This window comes from Candidatus Zixiibacteriota bacterium (assembly GCA_035574315.1).
Classification (GTDB): Bacteria; Desulfobacterota; Binatia; order UBA9968; family UBA9968; genus DATLYW01.
Window position 1 is genome coordinate 39,280 of record DATLYW010000019.1, and the last position, 22,590, is coordinate 61,869.

The window sequence follows — 22,590 nt, forward strand, 5'->3', positions numbered from 1 at the left end:
ATGAAGCCTGGGAATCAACGCCTCAAGGTCGGTCTCGGACTGCTGGGTTCCGGCGTCGTCGGCGAGGCCGTCCAGGATATCGTCTGGGAGCGGGAGGGCAAGTTCGGCGAGGACCTCGAGATCGAGATCCGCAGGGTCTACACGCGGCGCCCCGAGGGAAAGAAATGGCATGCCAGCCGCCCCGAGCTTTTCACCGAGAGCGCGGAAGAGGTCATCGACGATCCCCGGGTCGAGATCGTGGTCGAGGTGCTCGGACTGGACGATCCGTCGGCGCTGCCGCGCCACCGCGACGCCATCGTGCGCGCCTTGCGCAACGGCAAATCCGTGGTCACTTCGGACAAGGCGGTGCTCGCCCGTTACGGCGAGGAGATCTGGTCGGAAGCGGTGCGAGCCGGCCGCCAGGTGCGCTTCGAGGCGTGCGTGGGCGGCGGCATCCCGATCATCCGCTCGCTTACCGAAAGCTTCGCCGCCGAGAGCCCGGAGGCGGTCTTCGGCATCGTCAACGGCACCTGCAACTACATTCTCTCGCAGATGGAGAAGGGGGGGAAAACCTACGACGCGGCGCTCGCGGAGGCCCAGGTCAGGGGGTACGCCGAAACGAACCCGGAAGCGGACGTGACCGGCGCCGACGCCGAGGCGAAGCTGCTTCTCCTCGCGGCGGTCGCCTTCGGCGTCCGCATCGAGCCCGGCACGATCTGGCGCAACGGCATCGGGGACATCCACGCCGTCGATTTCCGCTACGCCGGCAAGACCGGCGCCAGCACGATCAAGCATTTCGCCGTGGCCAGGCGCAAGGGGAACCGGCTGCAGGCATTCGTCTCTCCCGTGCTGGTGCCGCGCGAGAACCTGCTGGCCGACATCGACGGGCCGACCAACGCGATCTGCTTCAAGGGCGAGCGCAGCGGAAGCGGTCGGCGGGGGCGCGATTGCGACTATATTTTGGCCGGGCCGGGAGCCGGCGGAGGGCCCACAGCCGTGGCGGTTCTGGGAGACGTGTGCGAGCTCGCCCGCGGCGGCGGTCGGCGCTTTTGCGGCCTGCCGAGCCTCATGCCCCCGGGGGCGGTGACGCTGCAACCGGAGGAGGAGATCGACGGATCTTTTTATCTGCGCTTCGTGGTTCGCGACCGAGCGGGGATCGTCGGCGACATCGGGCAGGTTTTCGGAAAACTGGGAGTCAACATCTCCGAAATCTGGCAGCTGCGCCACAGCGCCGAAGAGCTCGAGGATCTCGCCCGCAGCCATCGCCTCGGCACGAGCGGCGGTCTTCTGCCTTTCGTCATGACGCTCGAACAGGCGACGTTGGGGCAGATGCGGCAGGCTCTGGACTTGCTCGCCGATCGCGACTATATCGCAGTTAAACCGGTCTGGTTTCCGATCTGGCGGGAGACCTGAAAGGCGGCCCGGGGGTTCGTACTCCGGGCCCCGGCAGCACAAAAGAGCCGTGAAGTACATCATCCTACAGGGCGACGGCATGGCCGACTATCCGGTGGCGAGCCTCGGCGGAAAAACGCCGCTCGAGGCCGCGCGCACCCCGCGCATGGACTGGCTCGCGCGCCGGGGCGTATTCGGCATCGCCCACGTGATTCCCGAAGGTTTTCCGCCCGGAAGCGACGTGGGCAACATGAGCATCATGGGCTACGATCCGAGGCGCTACCACACGGGGCGCTCACCGCTGGAGGCCGCGAGCATGGGAGTGGCGCTCGGCCCGCAGGACGTGGCCTTCCGCTGCAACCTCGTCACGCTTTCCGGATGCGGCAGTGACGCCGTGATGGAGGATTTCACCGCCGGTCACATCGGCAGCGACGAGGCCGCGGAGCTGATCGGTACGCTCGCCGCGAAGCTCGGAGGCGACGGGATCGAGTTCTTCCCCGGGGTGAGCTACCGCCATCTGATGGTCTGGCGCGGCGGCAAAAAGGACATGGAGACCACGCCGCCGCACGACATCACGGATCGTCCGGTCGCCGCCTATCTCCCGCGGGGCGACGGCGCCGACAGGCTGCTGGACCTCATGCGGGCATCCGAGCCGATCCTGGCTACGCACCCGGTGAACCGGGAGCGCGAGCGGCAGGGCCGCCGACCGGCGACGTCGATCTGGCTCTGGGGGCAAGGAAGGGCCCCGGCGCTGCCGCCGCTGCGGGAGCGTTTCGGGATCACCGGCGGCGTGATCTCGGCGGTGGACATCATCAACGGCCTCGGCTCTTACGCCGGCCTGGAACGGATCCGGGTCCCTGGAATCACCGGCTTCCTCGACACCAATTATCGGGGCAAAGGGGAATATGGAGTCCGCTCCCTGGAGAAGAACGATCTGGTCTTCATCCACGTCGAGGCGATCGACGAGGCCGGCCACATGGGCGATGCCGGAAAGAAAATCCAGGCGATCGAGGATTTCGACGAAAAGGTCGTCGGCACCGTGCTGGACGGCATGGCGGGGAGAACGGACTGGCGACTGCTGTTGATGCCCGATCACCCGACGGCGATCGCGCTCAAAACGCACGTCGCCGAGCCGGTTCCCTTCGTGCTCTTCTCCGCCGCCGCCGCTCGCGACAACGGCCCGGTGCGCTACAACGAGACGGATGCGCGCAGGACCGGAATCGTGGTCACCCAAGCGTACCGCTTGATGGAAGCGTTGATCGAAGGGAGGGAACCGTGGACCGAAACCTAGCTCTGGAAGCCGTTCGAGTCACCGAAGCGGCCGCTCTCAGCTGCGCCCGGCTCACGGGCCGAGGGGACGAGACGGCCGCGGACCAGGCCGCCGTCGACGCCATGCGGCGCGCCTTCGACGCCCTGGCGATCGACGGCACCGTCGTGATCGGGGAGGGGGAGCGCGACGAGGCGCCGATGCTCTACATCGGCGAAAAAGTGGGCTCGGGAGGGCCGAAGGTGGATATCGCGCTCGACCCGCTGGAAGGCACCACGATCTGCGCCACCGGAGCCCCCAACGCGCTCTCCGTGATCGCGATGGCCGACGCCGGAAACCTGCTCCATTGTCCCGACACCTACATGGAAAAGATCGCCGTGGGACCGGCGGGCAAGGGGGTGGTGGACCTGGACAAGAGCCCGACCGAGAACCTCCACGCCCTGGCCGAAGCCAAGCGCTGCCGGGTCGAGGATCTCACGGTCATCATCCTTTCGCGGCCGCGCCACGAGGCGATCATCCAGGAAGTGCGCAGAGCGGGGGCCCGCATCCGGCTGATCGGGGACGGGGACGTCTCCGCCGCCATCGCCACCACCAAGCCGGAGACCGGCATCGATATGCTGCTCGGAATCGGCGGCGCGCCGGAAGGGGTTCTGGCCGCGGCGGCGCTGCGTTGCGTGGGAGGGGACATGCAGGGCAGGCTCAAGCCGCGCAACGAGGCCGAGGTCGAGCGGGCGAAGAGCATGGGCATCCGCGACATCAACCACAAATTCTCGCTCGAGGAGCTGGCCGGAGGCGACGTGATGTTCGCCGCCACCGGCGTGACCGACGGGGACTACCTGCGGGGCGTGCACTTCTTTCCCGGCGGAGCCACCACGCAGTCGGTCGTGATGCGCTCGAAAACGCGGACCGTGCGCGTGATCAACGCGACGCACTATTTCGATCACAAGCCGAACTACTAGCCCGGCCGCCCGCAGCACCGACGTGGCGAAGAAAAAGCCCCGAAAGAAGCACCGGCTGCGTGCCGTTTTGCTCTTCGTGCTTACCCCGTTCGTCCTCTGGGCCGCCTTCTTCTTCGGCTGGCTCTACTGGCGTGACATCCAGGCTCTCTGGAGCAACGGGCCGGCGGTGCGCTCCGGCCCGGAGGCGCGCCCGCAAGGAAACGCCCGGCGCTCGGAGAACCGGGGCCGGGAGAGCATCTCCGAGGAAGACCGTCGAAAGCTGAACGAGCTCTTGCAGAACCGCTAGGCTGCGCTCCGCCTTCGCCCCCGGCTAGTTCGGCGGATCCGCCGCGGCGCGGCGCGCCAGCGCGGCGCACACGCGGCCGTCCTGGGCTCCGCCCGGGGCCGGGAACGCAGTCGCGCGCGAAGGATCGGGCGCGTCGGCGAGGCGCAAAAGCCGCAGGTCTTCGCGAAGAAGATCCTCGGAGTCATAGCCTCGAATCGGCGAGCTCTTGATCCTCCCAGGGGCGTCGTCCGGCGGCGGCGCCTCGCCTCTCCGCCGCTTTCGCCGGCGCTTCGCAGCGGCCTTTTCGTAGAGCACCGCGACGAAGCTGATCGGACAGGCGAGGGCGAGCATGAACAGACACCACAGGATAATGATGTCTTCGAGCAGCATGGCGGGTCTGCCATCGGTGTGGCAAGAAGCGCGCCGCCCCGGCAAAAGCCCCGGATATCGAGAAATGCAGGCAGGGCCGTGCTGGCTGACCTCGCGGCCGCGTGCTACAAATGGTTGGCTGTTCAATTGTGATCGTCCCGCCGAAGCTCGTTGTACACCCCCCGGCGGGAATGGGGAAGGAGAGAAATGGCATTCAAGATTGCCGCGGTCGACCTCGTGAGCAACACCTGCTTCCCGGCTCTCGCCGCGCAGGAGCTCGGGTTCTACCGGGCCGAAGGGCTGGATGCTCGCGTCGAGCTGGTTCCCATGCTCGGAGCGACCCGGGCCCTGCGGGAAGGAACCGCCGATGCCATGATCGCCGGCTCGGTCCACGACCTGCTCACGGAGTTCCCCTCTTGGAGGGGAGCGAAGCTGGTGGTGGCGCTGTCGCAGGGAACGCCCTGGCTCCTGGTGGTGCGCGCGAGCCTCGCGGCCGAGCGTGGCGACCTCGGAGCGCTGAAGGGGCTTCGGCTCACCGCGGCGCAGGGACCCGATCTGGCGCTGCGCCAGCTCCTGCTCGCCGGCGGCCTCGATCCGGACCGCGACCTGGAGATCGTCGAGCTGCCCGGCGCCAGGGCACGCGACGTTTCCTTCGGCGTTTTCGCCGCCCGCGCGCTCGCGGAAGGCCGGATCGACGGCTTCTGGGCCAATGCAATGGGCAGCGAAACCGCCGTACAGCGCGGCGTGGGCAAGATCCTGGTCGATGTCCGGCGCGGCGACGATCCCGGGGAAGTCCGTCGCTTCACCTTCGCCGGGATGGCGACGACGGAGCGGCTCATCGCCGCGGAGCCCGAAAGCGTTGCCGCCGCGGTGCGCGCGGTGGTGAGGGCGCAGCGGGCGCTGCGGGCGGAGCCGGAGCTGGCCGCCGAGATCGGCCGACGGCTCTTCCCCGAGGAAGCCGCGAGGCTCATTCCCACCGTGGTCAAGCGCGACCTCCCGTTTTACGATCCGGTCATCTACGAAGAAGCGGTCGCCGCGCTCAACCGCTTCGCTTGCGCCGCGGGACAGCTGGCCGCTCCGGTCCCCTACGAGCAGGTAGTCGCAGTCCGCTATCGCCCGCTCTGGCGGGCCTGAACCGCAGCCTCAAACCGCCGCCCGCGGCTTGCTTCTCCCGAACTCCTGCAGAACGCTTTCCACCGACTCGAAATCGGCCAGCGTTCTGAGCGACGCGAAGGTCGGAAAGATCATCGGCAATCTCCCTCGGTTGAAAAGCTCGAGAGCGCGATCGGGAGCGACCCAGAGGCTTTCCGTGACTTCCGCGGGATCGGGCTCGACCGCCTGTCCTTCGGGAAGCGGCGCAACGTAGAAACGGGTGTCGAACCGCAGGGGAAAACGGCGCGGCGTTTCCCAGTGCGAGAAATAGACCATCCGACCGAGATCGCAGAACAGCTCCTCTTCGCGGAGAAGCTGGTGGAACTGGACTTTCCCGGCGAGCAAGGCCGGGCGCCGCGCTGCCAGGCGCCCCAGGGTTTCGACCGCGGGCGGACCTCCGTCCGCCGCCGCGGCGAGCAGCACTCCCGCCTCCTCGTACAGCTCTCGCGCCGCGGCGATCCAGTGTCCGAGGGCGGAACGCGGCTTTAAATGCGCGCCGAGGATTTGCCGGGCTCCGGCGGCGTCCAAGCCGCGGCAGCGGTCGATCATCGCCGTGCTGCAGTCCTCCGCGCGGACGTTGCCGCCGGGAAAAACGTACATCCCGCCGAGAAAGCCCATCTCCTCGGGCCGCCGTGTGAGAAGGACCTCGAACGCCTGCCGGCCCGCCGGGCGGAGCAGGATGATCGTCGAGGCGGGCCTGGCCGTCGTCTCGGGTCTCATTCGACCCTGAGAGCCGGAGCCTCGGTGAAGCCGTTCCGGCACGGCGGCCCAGGACAATAGAACGTGCGCAGCTCGCCCGCTCGCGCGGCGAAGAGGACGATGCTCGAAGAGACCGTCCCCGACGCCTCGCCGTGAGCGCACACGGCATCGGCGGGAGCGGCGTCTTCGGCCGGGCCGTCGTGCTCGCGCAGCGCCCGATGCAACCCGCCCACGATCTCGGGGATCGAGCGCGCGCCCTCTCTCAGGCGGGGAAGCAGCTCCTCGAACAGCGCTCGCGCGCGCTCGACCTTGCCCCGCCCGGCGGCCTCGTCCGCGCGGTTGCTGAACAGGTGCAGCCCCTCGGTCAGCTCGACCGCGCGGATGGTATCCCGGTCGTTGCACGCCGTCCAGGCCTGGTCGCGGTCGGCCCAAACGAGCACGAAGGGACGGTAATGGAAGCGCTCGTGGCCGGGGAGGGCGGCCCGCGCTTCGCCGGCGCTCCGCAGCCGCAACAGCTCCAGACAGAGAAGGCCGCGCGAGCGGGCGTCACCGTCGTCTGCGGCCGCCTGCTGCTCGCGCCGATTCAGGATTCCCGCCACCAGGCCGTGGCTGTTCGCCCCGAGCCAGGTTCCCCCGGCGCGCAAGTCGACGCCGGCAACCACCGCCGGGTACGTCCCGAGCGTCGCCGGGGGGCTCGAAGGACGATCGTAGCGTTCATCGCGGTTCGCGGCGACGATCAGGGGAAACTCGGAGGAGATCCGGTAGTAGAGCGCGAGCGTGCACACGAGTCGTATTATTCATCTACCGGAACCCCGGCTGCGGCGCAACGCCGCGGCCCCCGCGCGTTGATTGCCGCTCCTCCCCGTATTATGGTACTTTGAGCGACTCGCGAGGAGACCGCATGTTTCGATCGGTTGACGACGTCATTTCGCGCCTGGGAAGCCAGGGCTACATCTGCAGCAAGAACGTGGCGACCGTGGTCTACCTCGGCGCCAGCCTGCGGAAACCCATTCTCGTCGAAGGACCGGCCGGCGTCGGCAAGACCGAGCTGGGCAAGGTCATGGCGCGCGCCCTCGACCTTGAGCTGATCCGGCTGCAGTGCTACGAGGGTCTCGACGAGGCCAAGGCGCTCTACGAGTGGGAATACGCGAAGCAGCTTCTCTACACCCAGATGCTCAAGGACAAGATCGGCGAGATCGTCGGCGAGGCGCGCACGCTGCAGCAGGCGGTCGACTGCATCGCCCGGCAGGACGGCGTGTTTTTCTCGGATCGCTTCCTGCTGCCGCGGCCGCTGCTGCGCGCGATCCGCGCCGACGACCCGGCGGTGCTCCTGATCGACGAGGTCGACAAGTCCGACGCCGAGTTCGAGGCCTTTCTCCTCGAGGTCCTGAGCGATTTTCAGATCACGGTTCCGGAGATCGGCACGATCAAGGCCCGCCACCAGCCTCTGGTCGTGCTCACGAGCAACAACACGCGGGAGATGTCGGACGCCCTCAAGCGACGCTGCCTTCATCTCTACATCGACTTCCCGGACGCCGCGCGCGAGGCGGAGATCGTCAAGCTCAAGGTGCCGGAGGCGTCGGAGCGGCTGGCGCAGGAAGTCGTCCAGCTGATCCAGCGCGTGCGCAAGCTCGACCTCAAGAAAACGCCGAGCATCAGCGAGACCCTCGACTGGGTCAAGGCGCTGACGCTGCTCAACGTCGAGCGCCTCGACCACGCGCTGGTCGCGGATACGCTTTCCGCCCTGGTCAAGCACGAAGCCGACGTCCGCAAGGCTCAGGCCGAGCTCCAGAGCTACCTCGCGGAGCGCCGGGCGGCTGCCGGAGCGGCGGCGTCCCGCGACAAGGACCACCTGCACTGACTCCTTCCGCTCCGAGCGCTCCATGCAGGACCGTCTCCTCGAGTTCGCCGGAATCTTGCGCCGCAACGGGATTCGCGTCTCTCTGGCGGAGAACGTCGACGCGCTGAGCGCCCTGGAGCTCGTGGGCGTAGCCGACCCGGCGCTGTTTCGCGCGGCCCTGCGGGCCACCCTGGTGAAGCGCGCCGCGGATATGGAGTCCTTCGAAGAGCTTTTCGACGCGTTTTTCTACGGGCTGGGACACATTCTGCGCGACACGGACCGGCGGCTCATGGAAGCGTTGGGGCTGAGCCCGCGCGAGCTGCAGGAGGTGCTCGAGCGGCTTCAGCGGCTCATCCAGGAGTCCGGCGCGGAGCTTTCGGAGCTGGCGCGAGCGCTTCTCACCGGCGACGGTGCCGTGCTCGAGCGCCTGCTCCGCGAGGCCGTAGGCGAAGCCGCCGCCGAATCGCCGGAGGGGTTTCGCCTGGCGCCCTTCACCCGCACAGCCGCTCTGCTGCAAACCGACCGCCTGCAGGATGAGATCGACCGGCTCAAGGCGCTGCTGCGGCGCGGCGGGGCCGGCGGCGACGGCGATCTGTTGATCCGCTATCTCGATCAGCGGCTCAAGGACCTCTACCGCATGCTGCGCGAGGCCGTGCGGCAGGAGCAGCGCAAGCGCGGCCTCGACGCCGTCGATCGCGACCGCCGGGTCTCGTTCGCGGAGAAGAGCTTCGCGTACTACACGGAGGAGGACATCCGGCGCATGAACGAAGCGGTCGCCCGCCTCGCCCGGCGCTTCAAAAACCGCCTCTCGGTCCGGCGCAAGCGCGCCGCCCGCGGGCGCTTCAACCTCAAGCGCACGCTGCGCCGCAGCCTGTGCTTCGGCGGGGTGCCGTTCGCCGTGGCGCTCGACCGGCGGCGGAAAACCAAGCCGCAGGTCTTCGTGCTCTGCGACGTTTCGGATTCCGTGTTGAACGCCTCCCGCTTCATGTTACAATTCGTCTATTCGGTGCAGGATCTGTACTCCAAAGTCCGCAGCTTCATCTTCGTAAGCGACATCGGCGAAGTCACGAAATTGTTCGAGGAGAACGACATCCACCGGGCGGTCGAGGCGGCCCTGCGCGGAGACGTGATCGACGTCTACTCGCACTCGAACTTCGGGCGCGCCTTCGAGCTGTTTTACCGGCGCTACTTCCCCGCGCTCGACGGGCGGACCACGGTCCTGATCATCGGCGACGGCCGCAACAACTACAACCGCCCCAACGACTGGGTTCTGCGGGAGATCCGGCGCAAGGCGAAGCAGCTCATCTGGTTGAACCCGGAGAGCCGGACGACGTGGGGCGTGGGGGACAGCGAGATGCCGCGCTATCAATCGCACTGCCACGTCGCCGAAGAATGCCGCAACCTCAACCAGCTCTCGAAGCTCGTCGACGCGATCGTTCCATGAAGAGGCTCTACGTCCAGACCTACGGCTGCCAGATGAACCAGTACGACTCCGAGCGGATCGTGCAGGTGATGCGCCGCGCCGGCTACGCGCCCACGGACCGCGCCGAAACCGCGGATCTGATCGTGCTCAACACCTGCAGCGTGCGCGACAAGGCCGAGCAAAAGGTCTACAGCGCGGTCGGCACCTGGCGGGAGCTCAAGGAGCAGAACCGCGATCTGATCATCGGCGTCGGGGGCTGCGTGGCGCAGCAGGAAGGCGAGCGGCTGCTCAAGCGCATGCCGCACCTCGACCTTGTCTTCGGCACGCACAACATCCACAAGCTGCCCGAGATGGTGCTCCGCGTCCGGACCGCCCGCGAGCGGCCGGTCGAGACCGCTTTCTACCGCGACCCCGACTACATGGAGGACCCCGAGGGCCGCACGCGGGTGGATGGACCTCAGGCGTTCGTCACCGTGATGCAGGGCTGCAACAAGGTCTGCAGCTTCTGCGTGGTACCTCACACCCGCGGGCGCGAGGTGAGCCGCCCCAGCGACCGGATCGTCGCGGAGATTCGCGCGCTCGCCGCCCAGGGCGTCAAGGAGGTCGTGCTCCTGGGGCAGAACGTCAACTCCTACGGCAAGACGTCGCCGGGGGAGCTGAGCTTTGCCGGATTGCTCGCGCGGGTCAACGAGATCGACGGCCTCGCGCGCATCCGCTTCACGACCTCGCACCCGCAGGACCTTTCGGCGGAGCTGATCGAGGCGTACGCCGAGCTCGACAAGCTCTGCGAGCACCTGCACCTGCCGGTGCAGTCGGGGAACGACGCGGTCCTCCAGCGGATGCGCCGCGGTTACAGCCGCGCCGAGTACCTCGATCGGATCGCGCGCCTGCGCGACCGCTGTCCGGAAATCGCCCTCAGCACGGACATCATCGTGGGATTTCCCGGCGAGACCGAAGCGGAGTTCGAGGACACCCTAGAATTGCTGGATGAAGTGCAGTATGATGAGATCTTCTCGTTCATGTACTCGCCGCGACCCCAGACCGTCTCGGCGAGGCTCTACGAGGACGACGTGGCGGAGGAAATCAAGAAGGAACGGCTCCTGAAGGTGCAGAACCTGCAGCGCGAGATTTCCCTGCGGCGCAACCGCGAGCGGATCGGCGCCGTCGAGGAAGTGCTCGTCGAGGGGGAGTCCCGAAAGAAGAACGGACAGCTGACGGGCCGGGCACGCAGCAACCGGATCGTTAACTTCGACGGGCCGGAAGAGCTGACGGGGGCCCTGGTCGCCGTCCGCATCACGGGTGCAACCGCGAATTCGTTGCTGGGGGAGATGCAGGAAACAGAGCTTGTTTCGGATTTCAAGCCAGAAAGGGACGGGGCAAGATGAAACGCGAAGATTCAATCCAGATGTCGGTGGGTGGACTCACGCTCGACCCGGTCACCAAAACGCCGATCGTGATCTTGAAGGACTCCGAAAACAAACTGAATCTTCCGATCTGGATCGGTTTGCTCGAAGCGACGGCGATGGCGACCGAGATCGAAGGCATCAAGATGGCCCGCCCGATGACGCATGATCTGTTGAAGACCATCCTCGGCGAGGTCGGTTGCAAGGTCGAGTCGGTCGAGATCACCGAGCTCAAGGAAAACACCTATTACGCGCTGGTCTACCTCGCGGTCGCGGGGCGGCAGCTCGTGATCGACTCCCGCCCGAGCGACGCCATCGCGCTGGCGCTTCGGACCAAGAGCCCGATCTATGTCGCCAAGGCCGTGCTCGAAGCCTCCAGCGTCCTGCAGCAGGGCGAGGAAGGCAAGGAAGAGACCGTCGAGAACGTCTCCAACGTCTCCAAGGAGAAGTGGGCTGAGATCCTGGAGAAGCTGAGCCCGGAGGACTTCAAGTACAAGATGTAGCCCGGACCCGGGCCGTACCCGGATTCGCCGCTCCCGACGGCCTCGCGGAGCGTGTCCCGACTCCGATAACGCTCCATGCCGACCGCAAGCAAGAGAGTCAGCCGAAAGGAGCTGCGCGAACCCGACAAATTCCTGATTGTGACCGGCAAGGCGCTGGAGTTCGTCCGGCGCCGCAAGATCCCGATTGCGCTGGCGGTCGGGCTCCTCGTTCTGGCCGCCCTCGGCGGCCTCGCGTTCAACGCCTACAAGGATAGGCAGAATGCGCTTGCTGCACCCCATTTCGAGCGGGCGCTGGAGCGCTATCATGCCGGCAACTACAAAGAAGCCCTCTCCGCGCTCGAAAAGGTCAAGGACTTTCGCTGGTCGCGTTACGCGGCCCTGGCGTACCTGTACGAGGCCAACACCTACGTCGCCACCGGCGAGCTCGACAAAGCCCTTACGGCCGCGCAGCGTTTTCTGGCTGCCGCTCCTGCGGACTCCCTTTACCGCCAGATCGCGCTGATCACGCTCGCGGACGTCGAAAGCCTCAAGGGAATGTCACGGGAAGCCGTCGGCCACTACGCCGAAGCCGAAAAGATCCCGGGTCCACTGCGGGAGCAGGCGCTGATCGGCAAGGCCCGGAATTATGCCCGTGCCGGCGACCCTAAAGCCGCAATCGCCGCCTACCGCCAGCTTTTGGGTGAGAACCCGCCCCCCGACATCTCCACCCGAATCGAGCTCGAGATCGCCCGCCTCGAAAGTCAGCCTGGCACGCCGCCACAAACGCCCTGAGCAGAACACCGGGTTAAGCAGAACACCGAGTTAAAACGATTGGGGATCGGGGTGCCGAAAAGGCGCCCTCCGGGCCCGGTAATTAGCGAAACAGGTAAAACGTCCGATAAGATATATTATGTAAACTTTTAGATATGCCGTCCTCGCCGCCGTCGCCTCCTCGTTCCACCCCTCCTATCCTGGAAACTATCGCCGGGTTTTCAGAAATAACGCCAGAGCCACCACTTCTCGAAGCCGATCTTCGCCCAGTAGATCAGCCGCGACGGACCCCAGGTGCGGGGCTCCGTGACGCCGAAAGGCGGCCAGCCGGTCGGGTATACGGTGCGGTTTGCGGCGGCGCGACCCGCGCCGAACGCGAGCAGTCATATCGTGTGCAGCCAGAGATCGACGGGCCTCCCTTTACCCGTGATCTCGACCGCCAGGTTGTGAGCCAGGACGTCGGCCTCCTGGTGCGCCACGCCTCCGGCTTTCGAGGCCGGCATGTCGGCACAGTCGCCGATCGCGTAGACGTTTTCCCACTTCGTGCGAAGCGTGTCGTAGTCGACCCGGATGCCGTTTTCCGTCTCGGCAAGCCCGCTGTCCAGCAGGACCTGCGCCGGCCGATGCGGCGGCACCATGACCAGCAGATCGTAAGGAAGACTGTAGCCGTAAAGGCCGTAGACGACCTTTTTCCGCGGGTCGATGGAGTGAACCACGAACTCGTAATTCTGCTTGATGCCGCGGCGCTTGCTCTCCGCGTCCATCCACACGACGGGATCGTGCGCCTCGCCGGTGGGCTCGGGCTCGCGGGTGAAATACTCGATCTGCACACGCTCCCGGATGCCGCGCTGGCGGAAATACTCGTCGATCAGCCACTGCGTCTCGTACGGCGCCGGCGGGCAGCGGTACGGCCCGAGCGGGACGCCTACCACGATCCGCCCGCCGCGAAACGAGGCGAGGGCGTCTCGAAGCTTCAAGGCGCTCTCCATTTCCCAGGGATGGAGCGAGGCCTCCGCGAAGCCCGGCACCAGGTCGGGTCGAGTCTGCAGGCCGAGCGAGACGATAAGGTGGTCGTACCCCACTTTTTCGTTCTGGAGAACCACCTCCTGGCGCACGGGATCGATCCCTACGATTTCCGAGCGGATCAGTTTGACGTTTCTCTTCCCGAGGTGCGAGAGGCTGCGACTGATGTCCGAGGGAGTCCGCCGGCCGATCATGAGGAACAGGAAGGCGGGCATGAAGATGTGCTCGGCCCGCCGGTCGATCAGCACGACATCGTGGTCCGCGCCGAGGAGCCGCCCGAGGCGCGTGGCTGCAACCACGCCGCCGCAACCTCCGCCCAGGATGACGATTCTCTTTCGCCCGTTCAAAGCCATCGAATCCGGGGGTATCAGTCGTGCCGCTGACGCTCGAGCCGTTCCAGGCGCTGGCGGGAGCGGATTGCGAGCCCTTCGAGGTTTCGCAGCCGCTGCTCCCGCCACATGCGCTGCTCGTAGCGCCCGTCGCGCGTGAGCTCGCTCCCGAAACGCGAGGTCACGTGCAGGAACCACAACAACAGCCTGTCAGACAGATCCTTGACCCACTCCATCGCCTCGACACCGCCCTGCGGCGGCGCCCCGTGAAGCCTGTTTAAGGTGAAGCTTTAACGGAGGAAGGTATCTTCCTGCCGGAGCTTTTCGCTGGCTTCCAGCAATCCCTTCGGCGTCGGCCCCGCCTCGCCGATGAGGCCGACCTGCCGCAGAAACTGACCGATCTGCTCGTGGTCGCGCGGGCTCACGGGCGCATAGGGCCTTGCTGGATTCCCGATGTCCACCCCGAAATGCTTCATCGCCGACTTCATTACGGGCGGCAGGCCGTAGGCCGCCCATTTTCCCGGAAACAGCGCGTAGCAGCGCGCCCAGAACCGCGCCGTTTCCAGATCCCCCGCGCGGAAGGCACGCACGATCTGCGCCCCGATGCGCGTACCGGGCGGCGGCATCGTCGCCCCCGACCCGCCGAGCATCAACGTCACCAGAAGCGGCTGCATCGTCGTGAAATAGTGGCCGCGACCGGCGAGCTCGATTTGCTCGATCAGTCTCGAAATTTTGGTGATATCCCGCGAGCTTTCCTTGAAGTACCGGATGTTGTCGATCTCGCTGATCTTCACGAACGCATCCTGTGGAGGATCGGCGCCCGGCCCGGGATTGTGATAGCAGGTGACCGGCAGCGGGCTCGCCGAGGCGACCTGCGTATAGAACTCCATCAGCTCCGCGATCGTCGGCTGCCCTCCCCACGGGCGCAGCGGCATCAGCACCTGAACGAGATCGCCCCCCACCTTCGCCGCATACTCGGCTAGCTCGATCACTTCCCGTGGCGAGGGGCTCGAGCAGCCCAGGATGACGGGCACGCGGCCGCCGATCATCTCGGTGGCGATGCGCAGCAACTCCTTGCGCTCCTCGCGCGAGAGCATCGTGTACTCGGCGGCCTCGACCGCGGCGACCGTGATCGCGTCACAGTCCGGGATGAGGAACTCGATCTCCCGCTCGAGCGCCTTGTAATCGACGCGATCGTCCTGGCCGAACGGCGTCAGGCAGGCGCCGATGATTCCTTTGATCGGTTTGGCGAGGGCCATCGCGCTCTACCTCAATGCAGAATTTCCGCCACGATTCGGGCGTGCCCCGCGTCGCTGCCCTTGACCCTCAGAGGCAAGGCGAGGATCCGGGTCTTCTTGCCCAGAATGCTCCCCAGGTTGACCACGTTCTCCGCGATCAGGACGCCGTTTCCGAGCAGTGTCCGGTGCACCGGGAAATCGAACCCTTTGGGTCGGAGCGGCGTCGGCAGGTCGACGGTGATGCAGTCGATCCCGAGCATCTTGATCCCCTTCTTGACCATCCACTCCGCCGCGTCGACCGAAAGATACGGGTGCATGTTATACTCCGGGCTGTCGAACTTCTCGTCCCAGCCGGTGTGCAGCATCAGGATGTCGCCGCGGTTCACCGCCACCCCGGAGGCTTCCAGGTCCGCCGCCGTCACCTCCTCGCCCCCTTTCTTGTCGACGTGGATCACCGCGCCCGGACCGACGAACGCCTCGAGCGGAAGCTCCTCGATCGACTTGCCGTCCGGCACGATGTGAATCGGCGCGTCGACGTGCGTGCCCGCGTGGCAGGGCAAGGAGAGCTCGGTCACGTTCAGCGGGTGACCTTTCTCCAGGCTGAAGAATTTCTGCACGCGAACCTCCGGCAGAACCGGGATCTTCGGCATGCCGTCGTAGATCACGCGCGACAAATCGACCATCTCCATCACGGTTCTCCTTTCAGCGGCCGTTGCGCCAGCGGGCGTAAAGCGGGTCCATGTCCACGAAAGCTCGCTTGATCCCGTCGAAGGCCAGCCAGAACTGGTCGAGCGTCTTTTGCACTGCGGCGCGAACGAGGTCCTGCTGGTAATCCGTGGTCGCGTAGCGCTCGACCGCCAGCGGCCCCACCTTCATGTGCTCCTCGTCGACCCCCATGTGCAGGGTCCAGTAGCGGATGTCTTCGGAATCACGCTTGAAACCGTAATGCCGCGTAAGCCCGTTCACGATGCGCGCCATCCGTTCGCTGGCGGTGCCTTCGAGGCAAAAACCCTGGCTGGCGAAGAGCTCGAGCCAGCTCCGCTGGTACATCAGCAGCTCCCGCCAATCGAGAAACGCCTGGGTTTCGGGCGTCGGCTCGACCCGGTCCAGCTCCTCCTTGGTGTAACCGCACGCCTCCGCGAACCGGATGAACAGCCCCTTGTGGCTGTCCGTACCGCTGATCTCCCCCGTTCCTTCCTCGACGACGTTCTCGATCCACATGCGCTCGAGGTCGGGATCGTCCGGACAGCGGCTGAGCATCGCGGCGATGGGCTTCGGGAATGGCTTCGGAAAGAAAAGATAGAACTGCCCGACAAATCCCTTGAGCTGCTCGCGCGTCAGCTCGCCGTTCTCGATCATTCCGATGATCGGGTGGTCTTTGGAGTGCTTGCTGCGCACCATCCCCCGAATCTCGGCAACGAAAGCCTGTGGTGACAGCGCCATCAGAGTTCCCTCCGAGCGGACAGTCTTTTCTCCCGGCGGCCCGCGCCGCCCGTCAGCTTAACAAAGCGGCTCATTGCCAGGCAGGCATCGACCGAAATGCATCCTGGACCTTCCACCCTCGGCGCGCGCGGGCGGCTCGACGTTCGAAGCGGAGAAGCTCGATAAAAACCGGAAACCCGGAACCGGTCCGGGCAACCTTGGTACGATGTCTGCGTCCCTTACGAGCTCACTGACCTCTAGGCCCATTCCTGCTAGCTATCAACAAGAGGGAAGATTTTCAACGCCTTGCGGCGCCGAGTCCGGGTACGCGAGGGGCGCAGCGGGATCAGTCGGAGACTTTCGGCAGGAAGCGCCTCATCACGCTCGGCACGAGAAAGATCTGGTCGTTGCTCGCGGGGATGAACGTCCTCCCGGTTCTCAAGCACAGCGCCTTGTGGCGCTCCACGGCGGCCAGCTGAGGGGGACGCGATTTCCCCTGGTAGGCGATTTCCACGCTTTGTTTCTGCGGCGGTCCATCGTCCAGATGGATGCGGATGCGCATCGGATGCTCGCCGCCGCATTCTTTGCACGCCACGTAGATCTCGTATTGAGGCATGGCCGTCAACTCCCGCCGGCAAAATTTTCCACCGTCGGGTATCCCGACTTCTCGAACACCCGGCGCCCGATGCCGGGGTCCCTCATGTTTGCTTCGACCGCGCGATGCACTCGACGATTTTCCTCGCGGCGTCGGGGCGGCAGCGCTCGGCGACTCGCAAGACCTGCTGGCACCCTGGCCTCGTCACAAAAAACCGAACCAGCTCCCCTTCACCCCCCTCCCCTTGCCTTCCGGGACTCTGGCCCCGTTGATGAGCGTCGAATAAAGCGGGGACTCCGGAGTCACGGAGCGCAGCAGAGCGGCGTATTGCGTTCCGGATAACTCCACGAGGATTCTCATCGCGGCCGTAACCTAGTGCAAGCCGCGACATAAATCAAGAAAAAAGACGGCGCGGAGAAGAGAGCGGCCGACTATCGGCCTCGCTCAGGCATTCTGTCTGAAAAACTGAACCTTGTCGCCGACATGCCTTGCAGGCTTGTGGATCAGCGCAGCCAAGCCTGCCGAGTGTAAACTTTCTCCACGAGCTCGCGGACGTTCGGGTTCAGCGACACCAACCGGGTAGCGGTCTTGCGCGCCGGCGCGAGCAGCTGCGGACCCGGAGGTTTTCCCCGCTCCCCTCGCCCCGGAGACCTGAAAGCTCAAGAGCGACGCGATCCGCGCAGCGATCTGGTCCGCGGGATCGTTGTCGCAGAAAAGGCACAGGTGGTCGCCGGCGCGCAGGTTTTGAATCTCGCCGATCTCGGAGCCCGGTGGCTTCTCTCCGCGCACGGCGAGACCTGCCGCAGCCCTCCCGTATGTCACCGCCGGCCTGCTCGAACCCCTCATTCTGCCCCGCTTGAAGCCGGGTAAACCGCTGCGCTGCCGGCGATCTGCCGATCGATCCACCTTCTCGCTTCTCGCAGGATATAATCGCGGGCCAGCTCAGCGGTGGTGAACCGACCGGCCGGCCCCTCGACGAGCTGTACGCGTCTTCCGGGTCGGCCAGGCGGACGTATGACTCCTGCAATGCCGCTCCAGTGCTCGGAGCAACCTTCCTTGTTCACCGCCCAGGAGATGACGTGTCCCCGATACCACTCCTCATCCTTCGGCATCAATCGATCCTTCCAGGAGCGGATTCCCGGCTCCCATAGCGCCCGGCGGAGTAAGGGGGGCTTACGTCGAATCCGCCCTGAAGCACCGGGCTGCCCGACTTTCGCAGGGGGTTTCTGAACCACGCGATTCTTCTCATCGACGCGCCGCTGATAAGACGCAAATTTCATACCCAAAAACGCTTTGAATTTTAAATTGCTTTCTCTCTCTCCCAAGGCGTGCGGAAGTCGGCGATCCACAGACAGTGGGTAAAATCCGACAACGACAGTGGTTCGACCTGTATGGTTTTGGCGACCAGGCTGGCTCGTTGGCCGTCGCGCGAAGTTTCCAGGACGGTTCCGGGCTAGGGACGCAGAGAGGGAAGAATCGTGCGGTAGAATTCGCGGTCGCCGTCGAAGGTCCCGTCCAGAAGGTTGATCTCCCCGACCGTGAGCCAGCGAGCGTCACCCACCTCCGCTGCGTTGAGCGCCAACTCACCAGCGACATACTCGGCGATCCACCAGTGGAGCTTGAAGGTTCCCCGTGTCGAGACGTTTTCCCAAACCTTGCGCACGGGCCGCACGGTCAAGCCCACCTCCTCCATCGCCTCCCGGGCCACCGCATCCGCCTGGCTCTCTCCGGGTTCTACCTCGCCGCTGACCGGCGCCCAGTATCCTCCGCCCCGGATCCCCGGCGCCCTCTGGATGAGAAGCACTTTCTCCCCTTTCATTATGACGGCAACGACGGCGTCGAGCATGGCTTTTCCGGCGTGCCCGAGCGAGGCCGGTGTCGATTTTCGCGACCACCGCCCGACGGTGCTTTTTCGCGCATCGCAAAACCGGGAATGGCGGGTGCCCAGCTTGGAGGGGCTATGCCCCCGGCGCGATTCGAACGCACGGCCCCAGGATTAGGAATCCTGTGCTCTATCCACCTGAGCTACGGGGGCACAGGCAAGTTGATTTTTTAGCAGCGCCGACGCTCGTTTGCAACAGAACCGCTCAGGGAGCAGCGCCGCCTTCTCCTCCCTCGTTCTCTCCCCGTTCCCCTGACGGCGCGCCGGAGGGCCTCCACATGTACCACGTCGGCGCGCCGATCAGGACCTCTTTGCGCCGTACCGTAAAGCCGAACTTCTCGTAGAAGCCGACGTTTTCCTCGCGGTCGGTCTCCAGATAGCCCGGGAAATTGCCGTGTTCCAGGCGCTCCAGGTAGCATTTCATCAAAGCCGATCCGATGCCGCGGCCTTGTTTTTCCGGTGCGACGCCGATCGGCCCGAGATGAACGTGCGGCTCGTCCGGGTCGAGCCGGCACCAGCGGGCGAACCACTGGATGATCTTCGGCACGGAATCTCCCAGAGGCCTGAGCAGGCTCGCCGCCATCGACGGGATCTCCTCGGGAGGCGGAAGGCAATGCGGCGAGTACGTGAAGTGGACGTAACCGCAGATCCCCTCTTCGTCGCGCGCCACAAACGCGTCCCCGCGGAACATATGGCGCAAGCCGATGCGAAAGAAGAGCCGATTCTGATCGAGCCGTCCTTCTCCGAACGCCGAACGATGAAGCGGATTGGTCACGAAAGCCTCGGCGAGAACCGAGACGCACTGCTCCAGATCGCCCGACGAATATCTTTTCACGACGATCGCCATCTCGCCATCCGGGCCGCGCGAAGGCCGCGTCCCGCGTACCCCTCCTGGGCCCGCGACGCACCCTGACCAGCCTTCCGGGAAATCCCGTCCTGCCGATAGCTTATCACTCCGGTTCGTCCTTGCCGCCTACCACGCGCCGCCACAGTCCTTTGAGGGTACCAGTGCGCGCCCGGTCGGCGCGATCCGGCCACCTTCGAGCCCGACCCGCAGCTCGACGTAGAACTTGGCGAGCGACTTGAACGTCGCCCTGAGAAGCTCGTCGCGCCCTTCGGTCCTCCCGCGGCACACGTGGCGGTGGCAACCGATTGCAACGACGTGAACCGGCACCAGCAGCTGCATCTTCGAAAGGTCGTCGAGACCGAGAGTCTTTCGTTGCGCCTCGAGCTGCATGCCGGCCGCCCGCACGTCATGCCGACCCCCCGCATATTCGTCGTAACGCATCCTGATCAACTTTTTCCAATCGCGCACGTGGACGCTTTCCACTCCCACACTTTTCAAGTAGGCCGCGTGCGCCTCGGGAACCGCCCCCTTGAGGGTCCCGAGAAATCCGCTGAGCTCCGCCGTGACTTCCAGGTCGGGTGTCTCCAGCAACAACACTACAAGCACGATGAACGACACCACCAGCTCGTTGAAGATCCTGTCCTGCTCTGTCGGCGCGAGCCGCTCGAGGTCCGCCGGGCCGCGGAACTCCCGACTGGAAAACAGCTCGAAGGCCGAACCGGCTGCGGCGCGAACCAGGTTCGCCGCGGCGGCCTCGGCCATCCGCTCGAAGGATTCGAATTGCCGGTTTTTCTTCACGTTCGATCGCTGCGCGATTCCGGCGCAGGCGGCCGTCGGCACTCTCGCGCTCACCCTTCCCTCCACAACAACCGCCCAGGGAATCGGCGCCGGCGCGACGCGCCGGAGTTTTCCCTTGACGGAGCACGCGTTCCTGCCCTATTTTTACGCCCGATCGTCGACGCCATGGCAACCGAGAACGATCGCGATGGCGACATCGCAACTTCAAGGCGTTTAACCGGGTCTCGCCGTCGTCACTATCGACCCATATCACCGAAACAACCGTCCTGCCAACCCGGAAGGAGAATTCCATGAGCGAACGCCGATGTTTTTCTTTCGCCTGGAGCGCGATCGTTTTCACCACCGTCCTTGCCTGTGCCGCCGCCGCCCGCGCGGCCGCGCCGTTGCAGAAGGTCGTTTTCGTTTTCGCGGGATTCAACGAGCGGAGCGGATTTCTGTTCACGGCGAAGGACATGAGGTTTTTCGACGAGCAGGGAATCGACGCTCAGATCGTGCAGGTCCGGAGCGGCCAGGTCGCCGTTTCGGCGCTGGCGGCCAACGAAGCGCAGTTCTACAGCGTCTCCGCCACAGGCGCCAGCCTGGGGGCGATGGCCGGCGGCCTCGATCTGAACTTCATCGCCGGAATCGTCAACAAGCTGGACGGCGACGTCGTGGTCGCGCCCAGGATCGCCTCGCCGTCCGACCTCAAGGGAAAGACCCTCGGGGTGCAGAGCATCGGAGGGGGCGTCTGGACCTTCACGATGCTCGCCCTCGATCACTGGGGACTGACGCCCGACCGCGACAAAATCCAGTTCCGGGTCGTCGGCGACCAGGCGGTACTGGCGCAGGCGCTGATCACCGGGAGCATCGACGGGTGCTATCTCGGCTATACCTTCAGCAAGGTCGCTCAGCGTCAAGGCTTCCGCGTCCTGCAGGACCTGGCGAAGGTGGACATTCCCTACCAGGGCATTGGCATCGTCGCCCGCAAGAGCTACATCGAGCAGTCACCCGACACTGCGGCTCGGGCGCTCCGCGCAATCGCCAAGTCGGTCGCCTTTTTTCTCGACCCCGCGAACAAGCCGCGCGTCGTGGAGATCCTGATGAAATGGCTGCGGTTGGCGCGGGTGGACGATGCGGTGGCCGGCTATGACGCCATGCAGTCGCTCTACAGCCGACGAATCTTCCCGACCGTCGACGGCATCCGAAACACCGTGCGGATTCTCGGACGGATCGACCCGAAGTTCAGCAGGCTCAAGGCCGAGAATCTCGTCGACGAGCGAATCGTCCGCCGGCTCGAGGCAGAGGGGCTGTTCAGGTAGCAGAACCGTTCGGACGTATTCGTCCGTCTACGCGCTTTCCGGGTCCTTTTTCGACATCGCCGCGCGCAGCTCCTCGGTTAGCGCATCGGCCAGCTCGGGACGGCCGTGGAAGGCGGCGGGCGTATTTTGAAACGCCGCAACGCGCCAGCGGCCGTTGAACTTCGCCGCGACCATCGTCTGGATCGCATTCAGAGCCGGATTGAGATCCGACTGTCCCGGGGGCACCATGCCCGCCACCGCGCGAACCAGCGCCACCTCCGACGAGAGGAACCGTACCCCGCGGACTTTCCCGACGTAAGCGGGAGTTGCGTGGTGCGCGAAAATCCCCCCGACCTCGGCGGCGATTCGTTCCGGGCCGTCGTGCGACGAGCCGTCGAACCCCACGATGTGCCCGTCTTCCGCGAAGAGCGCCGCCATTTCGGGGGCATTGCGTCGGTTCCAGGTGTCCAGTAGCGCATGATAGAGCCCGATCACGTTCCTTTCTTCGCTCACGTTCTCCTCCTCTCCGTGCCGGACCGGCGCCCGCGCCCAGCGCAGGGCTTCAATGCCCCCGCCTGCGCCCCGCAACATTCGGCGGCGAACCGGGCCAGCTCCCGATTGAAGCGCTTTGGGGCCTCCGAGAGCTGCATGTGACCTGCTCCGTCGTAAAACGACGCGCGGGATGAAAGGCTGTGGAGCCCCGGGCGGCACAGCGCAGAAGAAACGGGACGCCAGGGAATCGAGGCAAGCCAGCCGCTGGTCGGTCCGCACCGGACCAAAGCTCGGTACGTCTACGTGGGCGGCGCCGAGCCTTCACTCCGCGATCGCATGCAGGAACTGGAAATACGGCAAACTGAACAGCACGGTGGAATTGTTGGCTACGGTCGCCAGAGCCATGCTGCGACAAGCGAGGTTCACGTCGCCCGTAATCCGGATGCAGGCGGCGTCGGGCGAATCGACGAATCTGAGCTTGACGCCGGAGAGACGGCCGCTATCCTTGATCGCGTAGCGCCAAACGACGAGGGTCTTCCCTTTCGGCGGTGCGCCGAGCGGCGGGATGACGAAGAAGGTGACCTGGGTGTAAACGAGGAAGACGAACGCGGCCACCAGCGCAGGAAACAAGAGTCGTTTAGCCGTTTGTCCTTTCACGGTCGCTGCCCGCCTGTCAAGGCAAGCGC

Annotated in this window: 27 protein-coding genes and 1 tRNA gene; 11 read left to right on the forward strand and 17 right to left on the reverse strand. The window is 65.5% G+C overall.

Going from position 1 to position 22,590, the window contains the following annotated elements; all coding sequences use genetic code 11:
* The 4 genes from VNN77_05770 to VNN77_05785 are packed head-to-tail and all read left to right on the forward strand — an operon-like array spanning nt 1 to nt 3,883.
* The gene (locus VNN77_05770; GenBank protein HXG50903.1) at nt 1-1,392 is read left to right on the forward strand and encodes a homoserine dehydrogenase; all 1,392 of its coding nucleotides are present in this window, start codon (nt 1-3) and stop codon (nt 1,390-1,392) included.
* Between the two features lie 49 nt (nt 1,393-1,441).
* Nucleotides 1,442-2,662, forward strand: coding sequence for a cofactor-independent phosphoglycerate mutase (locus VNN77_05775; GenBank protein HXG50904.1), 1,221 nt, complete (start codon nt 1,442-1,444; stop codon nt 2,660-2,662).
* Entirely contained in the window at nt 2,647-3,597 is a 951-nt protein-coding gene (gene glpX / locus VNN77_05780) for a class II fructose-bisphosphatase (protein HXG50905.1), read from the forward strand. The genes VNN77_05775 and glpX overlap by 16 nt, the downstream gene beginning before the upstream one ends.
* Before the next feature lie 22 nt (nt 3,598-3,619).
* The gene (locus tag VNN77_05785) at nt 3,620-3,883 is read left to right on the forward strand and encodes a hypothetical protein (protein ID HXG50906.1); all 264 of its coding nucleotides are present in this window, start codon (nt 3,620-3,622) and stop codon (nt 3,881-3,883) included.
* 24 nt (nt 3,884-3,907) lie between these two features.
* On the opposite strand, the gene VNN77_05790 is transcribed toward VNN77_05785, so the two are convergent.
* Nucleotides 3,908-4,252, reverse strand: coding sequence for a hypothetical protein (locus VNN77_05790; protein HXG50907.1), 345 nt, complete (start codon nt 4,250-4,252; stop codon nt 3,908-3,910).
* Nucleotides 4,253-4,438: 186 nt separating this feature from the next.
* On the opposite strand from VNN77_05790, the gene VNN77_05795 reads away from it, so the two are divergent.
* Nucleotides 4,439-5,365: an ABC transporter substrate-binding protein gene (locus tag VNN77_05795; GenBank protein HXG50908.1), complete on the forward strand. Its 927-nt coding sequence runs from the start codon at nt 4,439-4,441 to the stop codon at nt 5,363-5,365.
* A gap of 9 nt (nt 5,366-5,374) precedes the next feature.
* Here VNN77_05795 and VNN77_05800 read toward each other — a convergent pair whose 3' ends face one another.
* Nucleotides 5,375-6,103: a hypothetical protein gene (locus VNN77_05800; protein HXG50909.1), complete on the reverse strand. Its 729-nt coding sequence runs from the start codon at nt 6,101-6,103 to the stop codon at nt 5,375-5,377.
* On the reverse strand, nt 6,100-6,867 hold the full coding sequence (locus tag VNN77_05805) for an NRDE family protein (GenBank protein ID HXG50910.1): 768 nt from the start codon (nt 6,865-6,867) through the stop codon (nt 6,100-6,102). The genes VNN77_05800 and VNN77_05805 overlap by 4 nt, the downstream gene beginning before the upstream one ends.
* Before the next feature lie 116 nt (nt 6,868-6,983).
* Here VNN77_05805 and VNN77_05810 point away from each other — a divergent pair, with 116 nt between their 5' ends.
* The 5 genes from VNN77_05810 (at nt 6,984) to VNN77_05830 (ending at nt 12,022) form a co-directional block, all read left to right on the forward strand.
* The gene (locus tag VNN77_05810) at nt 6,984-7,943 is read left to right on the forward strand and encodes a MoxR family ATPase (protein ID HXG50911.1); all 960 of its coding nucleotides are present in this window, start codon (nt 6,984-6,986) and stop codon (nt 7,941-7,943) included.
* 22 nt (nt 7,944-7,965) lie between these two features.
* A complete protein-coding gene (locus VNN77_05815; protein HXG50912.1) occupies nt 7,966-9,366 on the forward strand; it encodes a VWA domain-containing protein in 1,401 nt (466 codons plus the stop codon).
* Entirely contained in the window at nt 9,363-10,730 is a 1,368-nt protein-coding gene (miaB, locus tag VNN77_05820) for a tRNA (N6-isopentenyl adenosine(37)-C2)-methylthiotransferase MiaB (GenBank protein ID HXG50913.1), read from the forward strand. The genes VNN77_05815 and miaB overlap by 4 nt, the downstream gene beginning before the upstream one ends.
* Nucleotides 10,727-11,251, forward strand: coding sequence for a bifunctional nuclease family protein (locus VNN77_05825; protein HXG50914.1), 525 nt, complete (start codon nt 10,727-10,729; stop codon nt 11,249-11,251). Before miaB ends, VNN77_05825 begins: the two co-directional genes overlap by 4 nt.
* 75 nt (nt 11,252-11,326) lie before the next feature.
* A complete protein-coding gene (locus VNN77_05830) occupies nt 11,327-12,022 on the forward strand; it encodes a tetratricopeptide repeat protein (protein HXG50915.1) in 696 nt (231 codons plus the stop codon).
* Between the two features lie 362 nt (nt 12,023-12,384).
* On the opposite strand, the gene VNN77_05835 is transcribed toward VNN77_05830, so the two are convergent.
* The 12 genes from VNN77_05835 to VNN77_05890 form a co-directional block, all read right to left on the reverse strand.
* On the reverse strand, nt 12,385-13,371 hold the full coding sequence (locus tag VNN77_05835; protein HXG50916.1) for an FAD/NAD(P)-binding oxidoreductase: 987 nt from the start codon (nt 13,369-13,371) through the stop codon (nt 12,385-12,387).
* 20 nt (nt 13,372-13,391) lie between these two features.
* Nucleotides 13,392-13,589, reverse strand: coding sequence for a hypothetical protein (locus VNN77_05840; GenBank protein ID HXG50917.1), 198 nt, complete (start codon nt 13,587-13,589; stop codon nt 13,392-13,394).
* Between the two features lie 54 nt (nt 13,590-13,643).
* Nucleotides 13,644-14,612 (reverse strand): dihydrodipicolinate synthase family protein, encoded by a 969-nt coding sequence (locus VNN77_05845; GenBank protein ID HXG50918.1) that lies wholly within the window; start codon nt 14,610-14,612, stop codon nt 13,644-13,646.
* 11 nt (nt 14,613-14,623) lie between these two features.
* Entirely contained in the window at nt 14,624-15,280 is a 657-nt protein-coding gene (locus VNN77_05850; protein HXG50919.1) for a cyclase family protein, read from the reverse strand.
* 13 nt (nt 15,281-15,293) lie between these two features.
* Nucleotides 15,294-16,034 (reverse strand): iron-containing redox enzyme family protein, encoded by a 741-nt coding sequence (locus VNN77_05855; GenBank protein HXG50920.1) that lies wholly within the window; start codon nt 16,032-16,034, stop codon nt 15,294-15,296.
* A gap of 325 nt (nt 16,035-16,359) precedes the next feature.
* Nucleotides 16,360-16,629, reverse strand: a complete 270-nt coding sequence (locus VNN77_05860; GenBank protein HXG50921.1) for a hypothetical protein — start codon at nt 16,627-16,629, stop codon at nt 16,360-16,362.
* A 183-nt stretch (nt 16,630-16,812) separates the two neighbouring features.
* On the reverse strand, nt 16,813-16,956 hold the full coding sequence (locus VNN77_05865) for a hypothetical protein (protein ID HXG50922.1): 144 nt from the start codon (nt 16,954-16,956) through the stop codon (nt 16,813-16,815).
* Between the two features lie 494 nt (nt 16,957-17,450).
* Nucleotides 17,451-17,720, reverse strand: coding sequence for a hypothetical protein (locus VNN77_05870; protein ID HXG50923.1), 270 nt, complete (start codon nt 17,718-17,720; stop codon nt 17,451-17,453).
* Nucleotides 17,721-18,061: 341 nt separating this feature from the next.
* Nucleotides 18,062-18,454 carry an NUDIX domain-containing protein gene (locus VNN77_05875; protein ID HXG50924.1) on the reverse strand — a complete coding sequence of 131 codons (393 nt, stop codon included), beginning with the start codon at nt 18,452-18,454 and terminating at the stop codon, nt 18,062-18,064.
* Between the two features lie 115 nt (nt 18,455-18,569).
* Nucleotides 18,570-18,643, reverse strand: a tRNA-Arg gene (locus tag VNN77_05880).
* Nucleotides 18,644-18,695: 52 nt separating this feature from the next.
* Nucleotides 18,696-19,337 (reverse strand): GNAT family N-acetyltransferase, encoded by a 642-nt coding sequence (locus VNN77_05885; protein HXG50925.1) that lies wholly within the window; start codon nt 19,335-19,337, stop codon nt 18,696-18,698.
* A gap of 126 nt (nt 19,338-19,463) precedes the next feature.
* The gene (locus VNN77_05890; GenBank protein HXG50926.1) at nt 19,464-20,189 is read right to left on the reverse strand and encodes a hypothetical protein; all 726 of its coding nucleotides are present in this window, start codon (nt 20,187-20,189) and stop codon (nt 19,464-19,466) included.
* A 236-nt stretch (nt 20,190-20,425) separates the two neighbouring features.
* Here VNN77_05890 and VNN77_05895 point away from each other — a divergent pair, with 236 nt between their 5' ends.
* Nucleotides 20,426-21,433, forward strand: a complete 1,008-nt coding sequence (locus VNN77_05895; GenBank protein HXG50927.1) for an ABC transporter substrate-binding protein — start codon at nt 20,426-20,428, stop codon at nt 21,431-21,433.
* A gap of 27 nt (nt 21,434-21,460) precedes the next feature.
* On the opposite strand, the gene VNN77_05900 is transcribed toward VNN77_05895, so the two are convergent.
* Nucleotides 21,461-21,925: an SgcJ/EcaC family oxidoreductase gene (locus tag VNN77_05900; protein HXG50928.1), complete on the reverse strand. Its 465-nt coding sequence runs from the start codon at nt 21,923-21,925 to the stop codon at nt 21,461-21,463.
* Between the two features lie 300 nt (nt 21,926-22,225).
* Complete coding sequence (locus VNN77_05905; GenBank protein ID HXG50929.1) at nt 22,226-22,561, reverse strand: hypothetical protein; 336 nt, start codon at nt 22,559-22,561, stop codon at nt 22,226-22,228.
* Nucleotides 22,562-22,590: the final 29 nt, after the last annotated feature.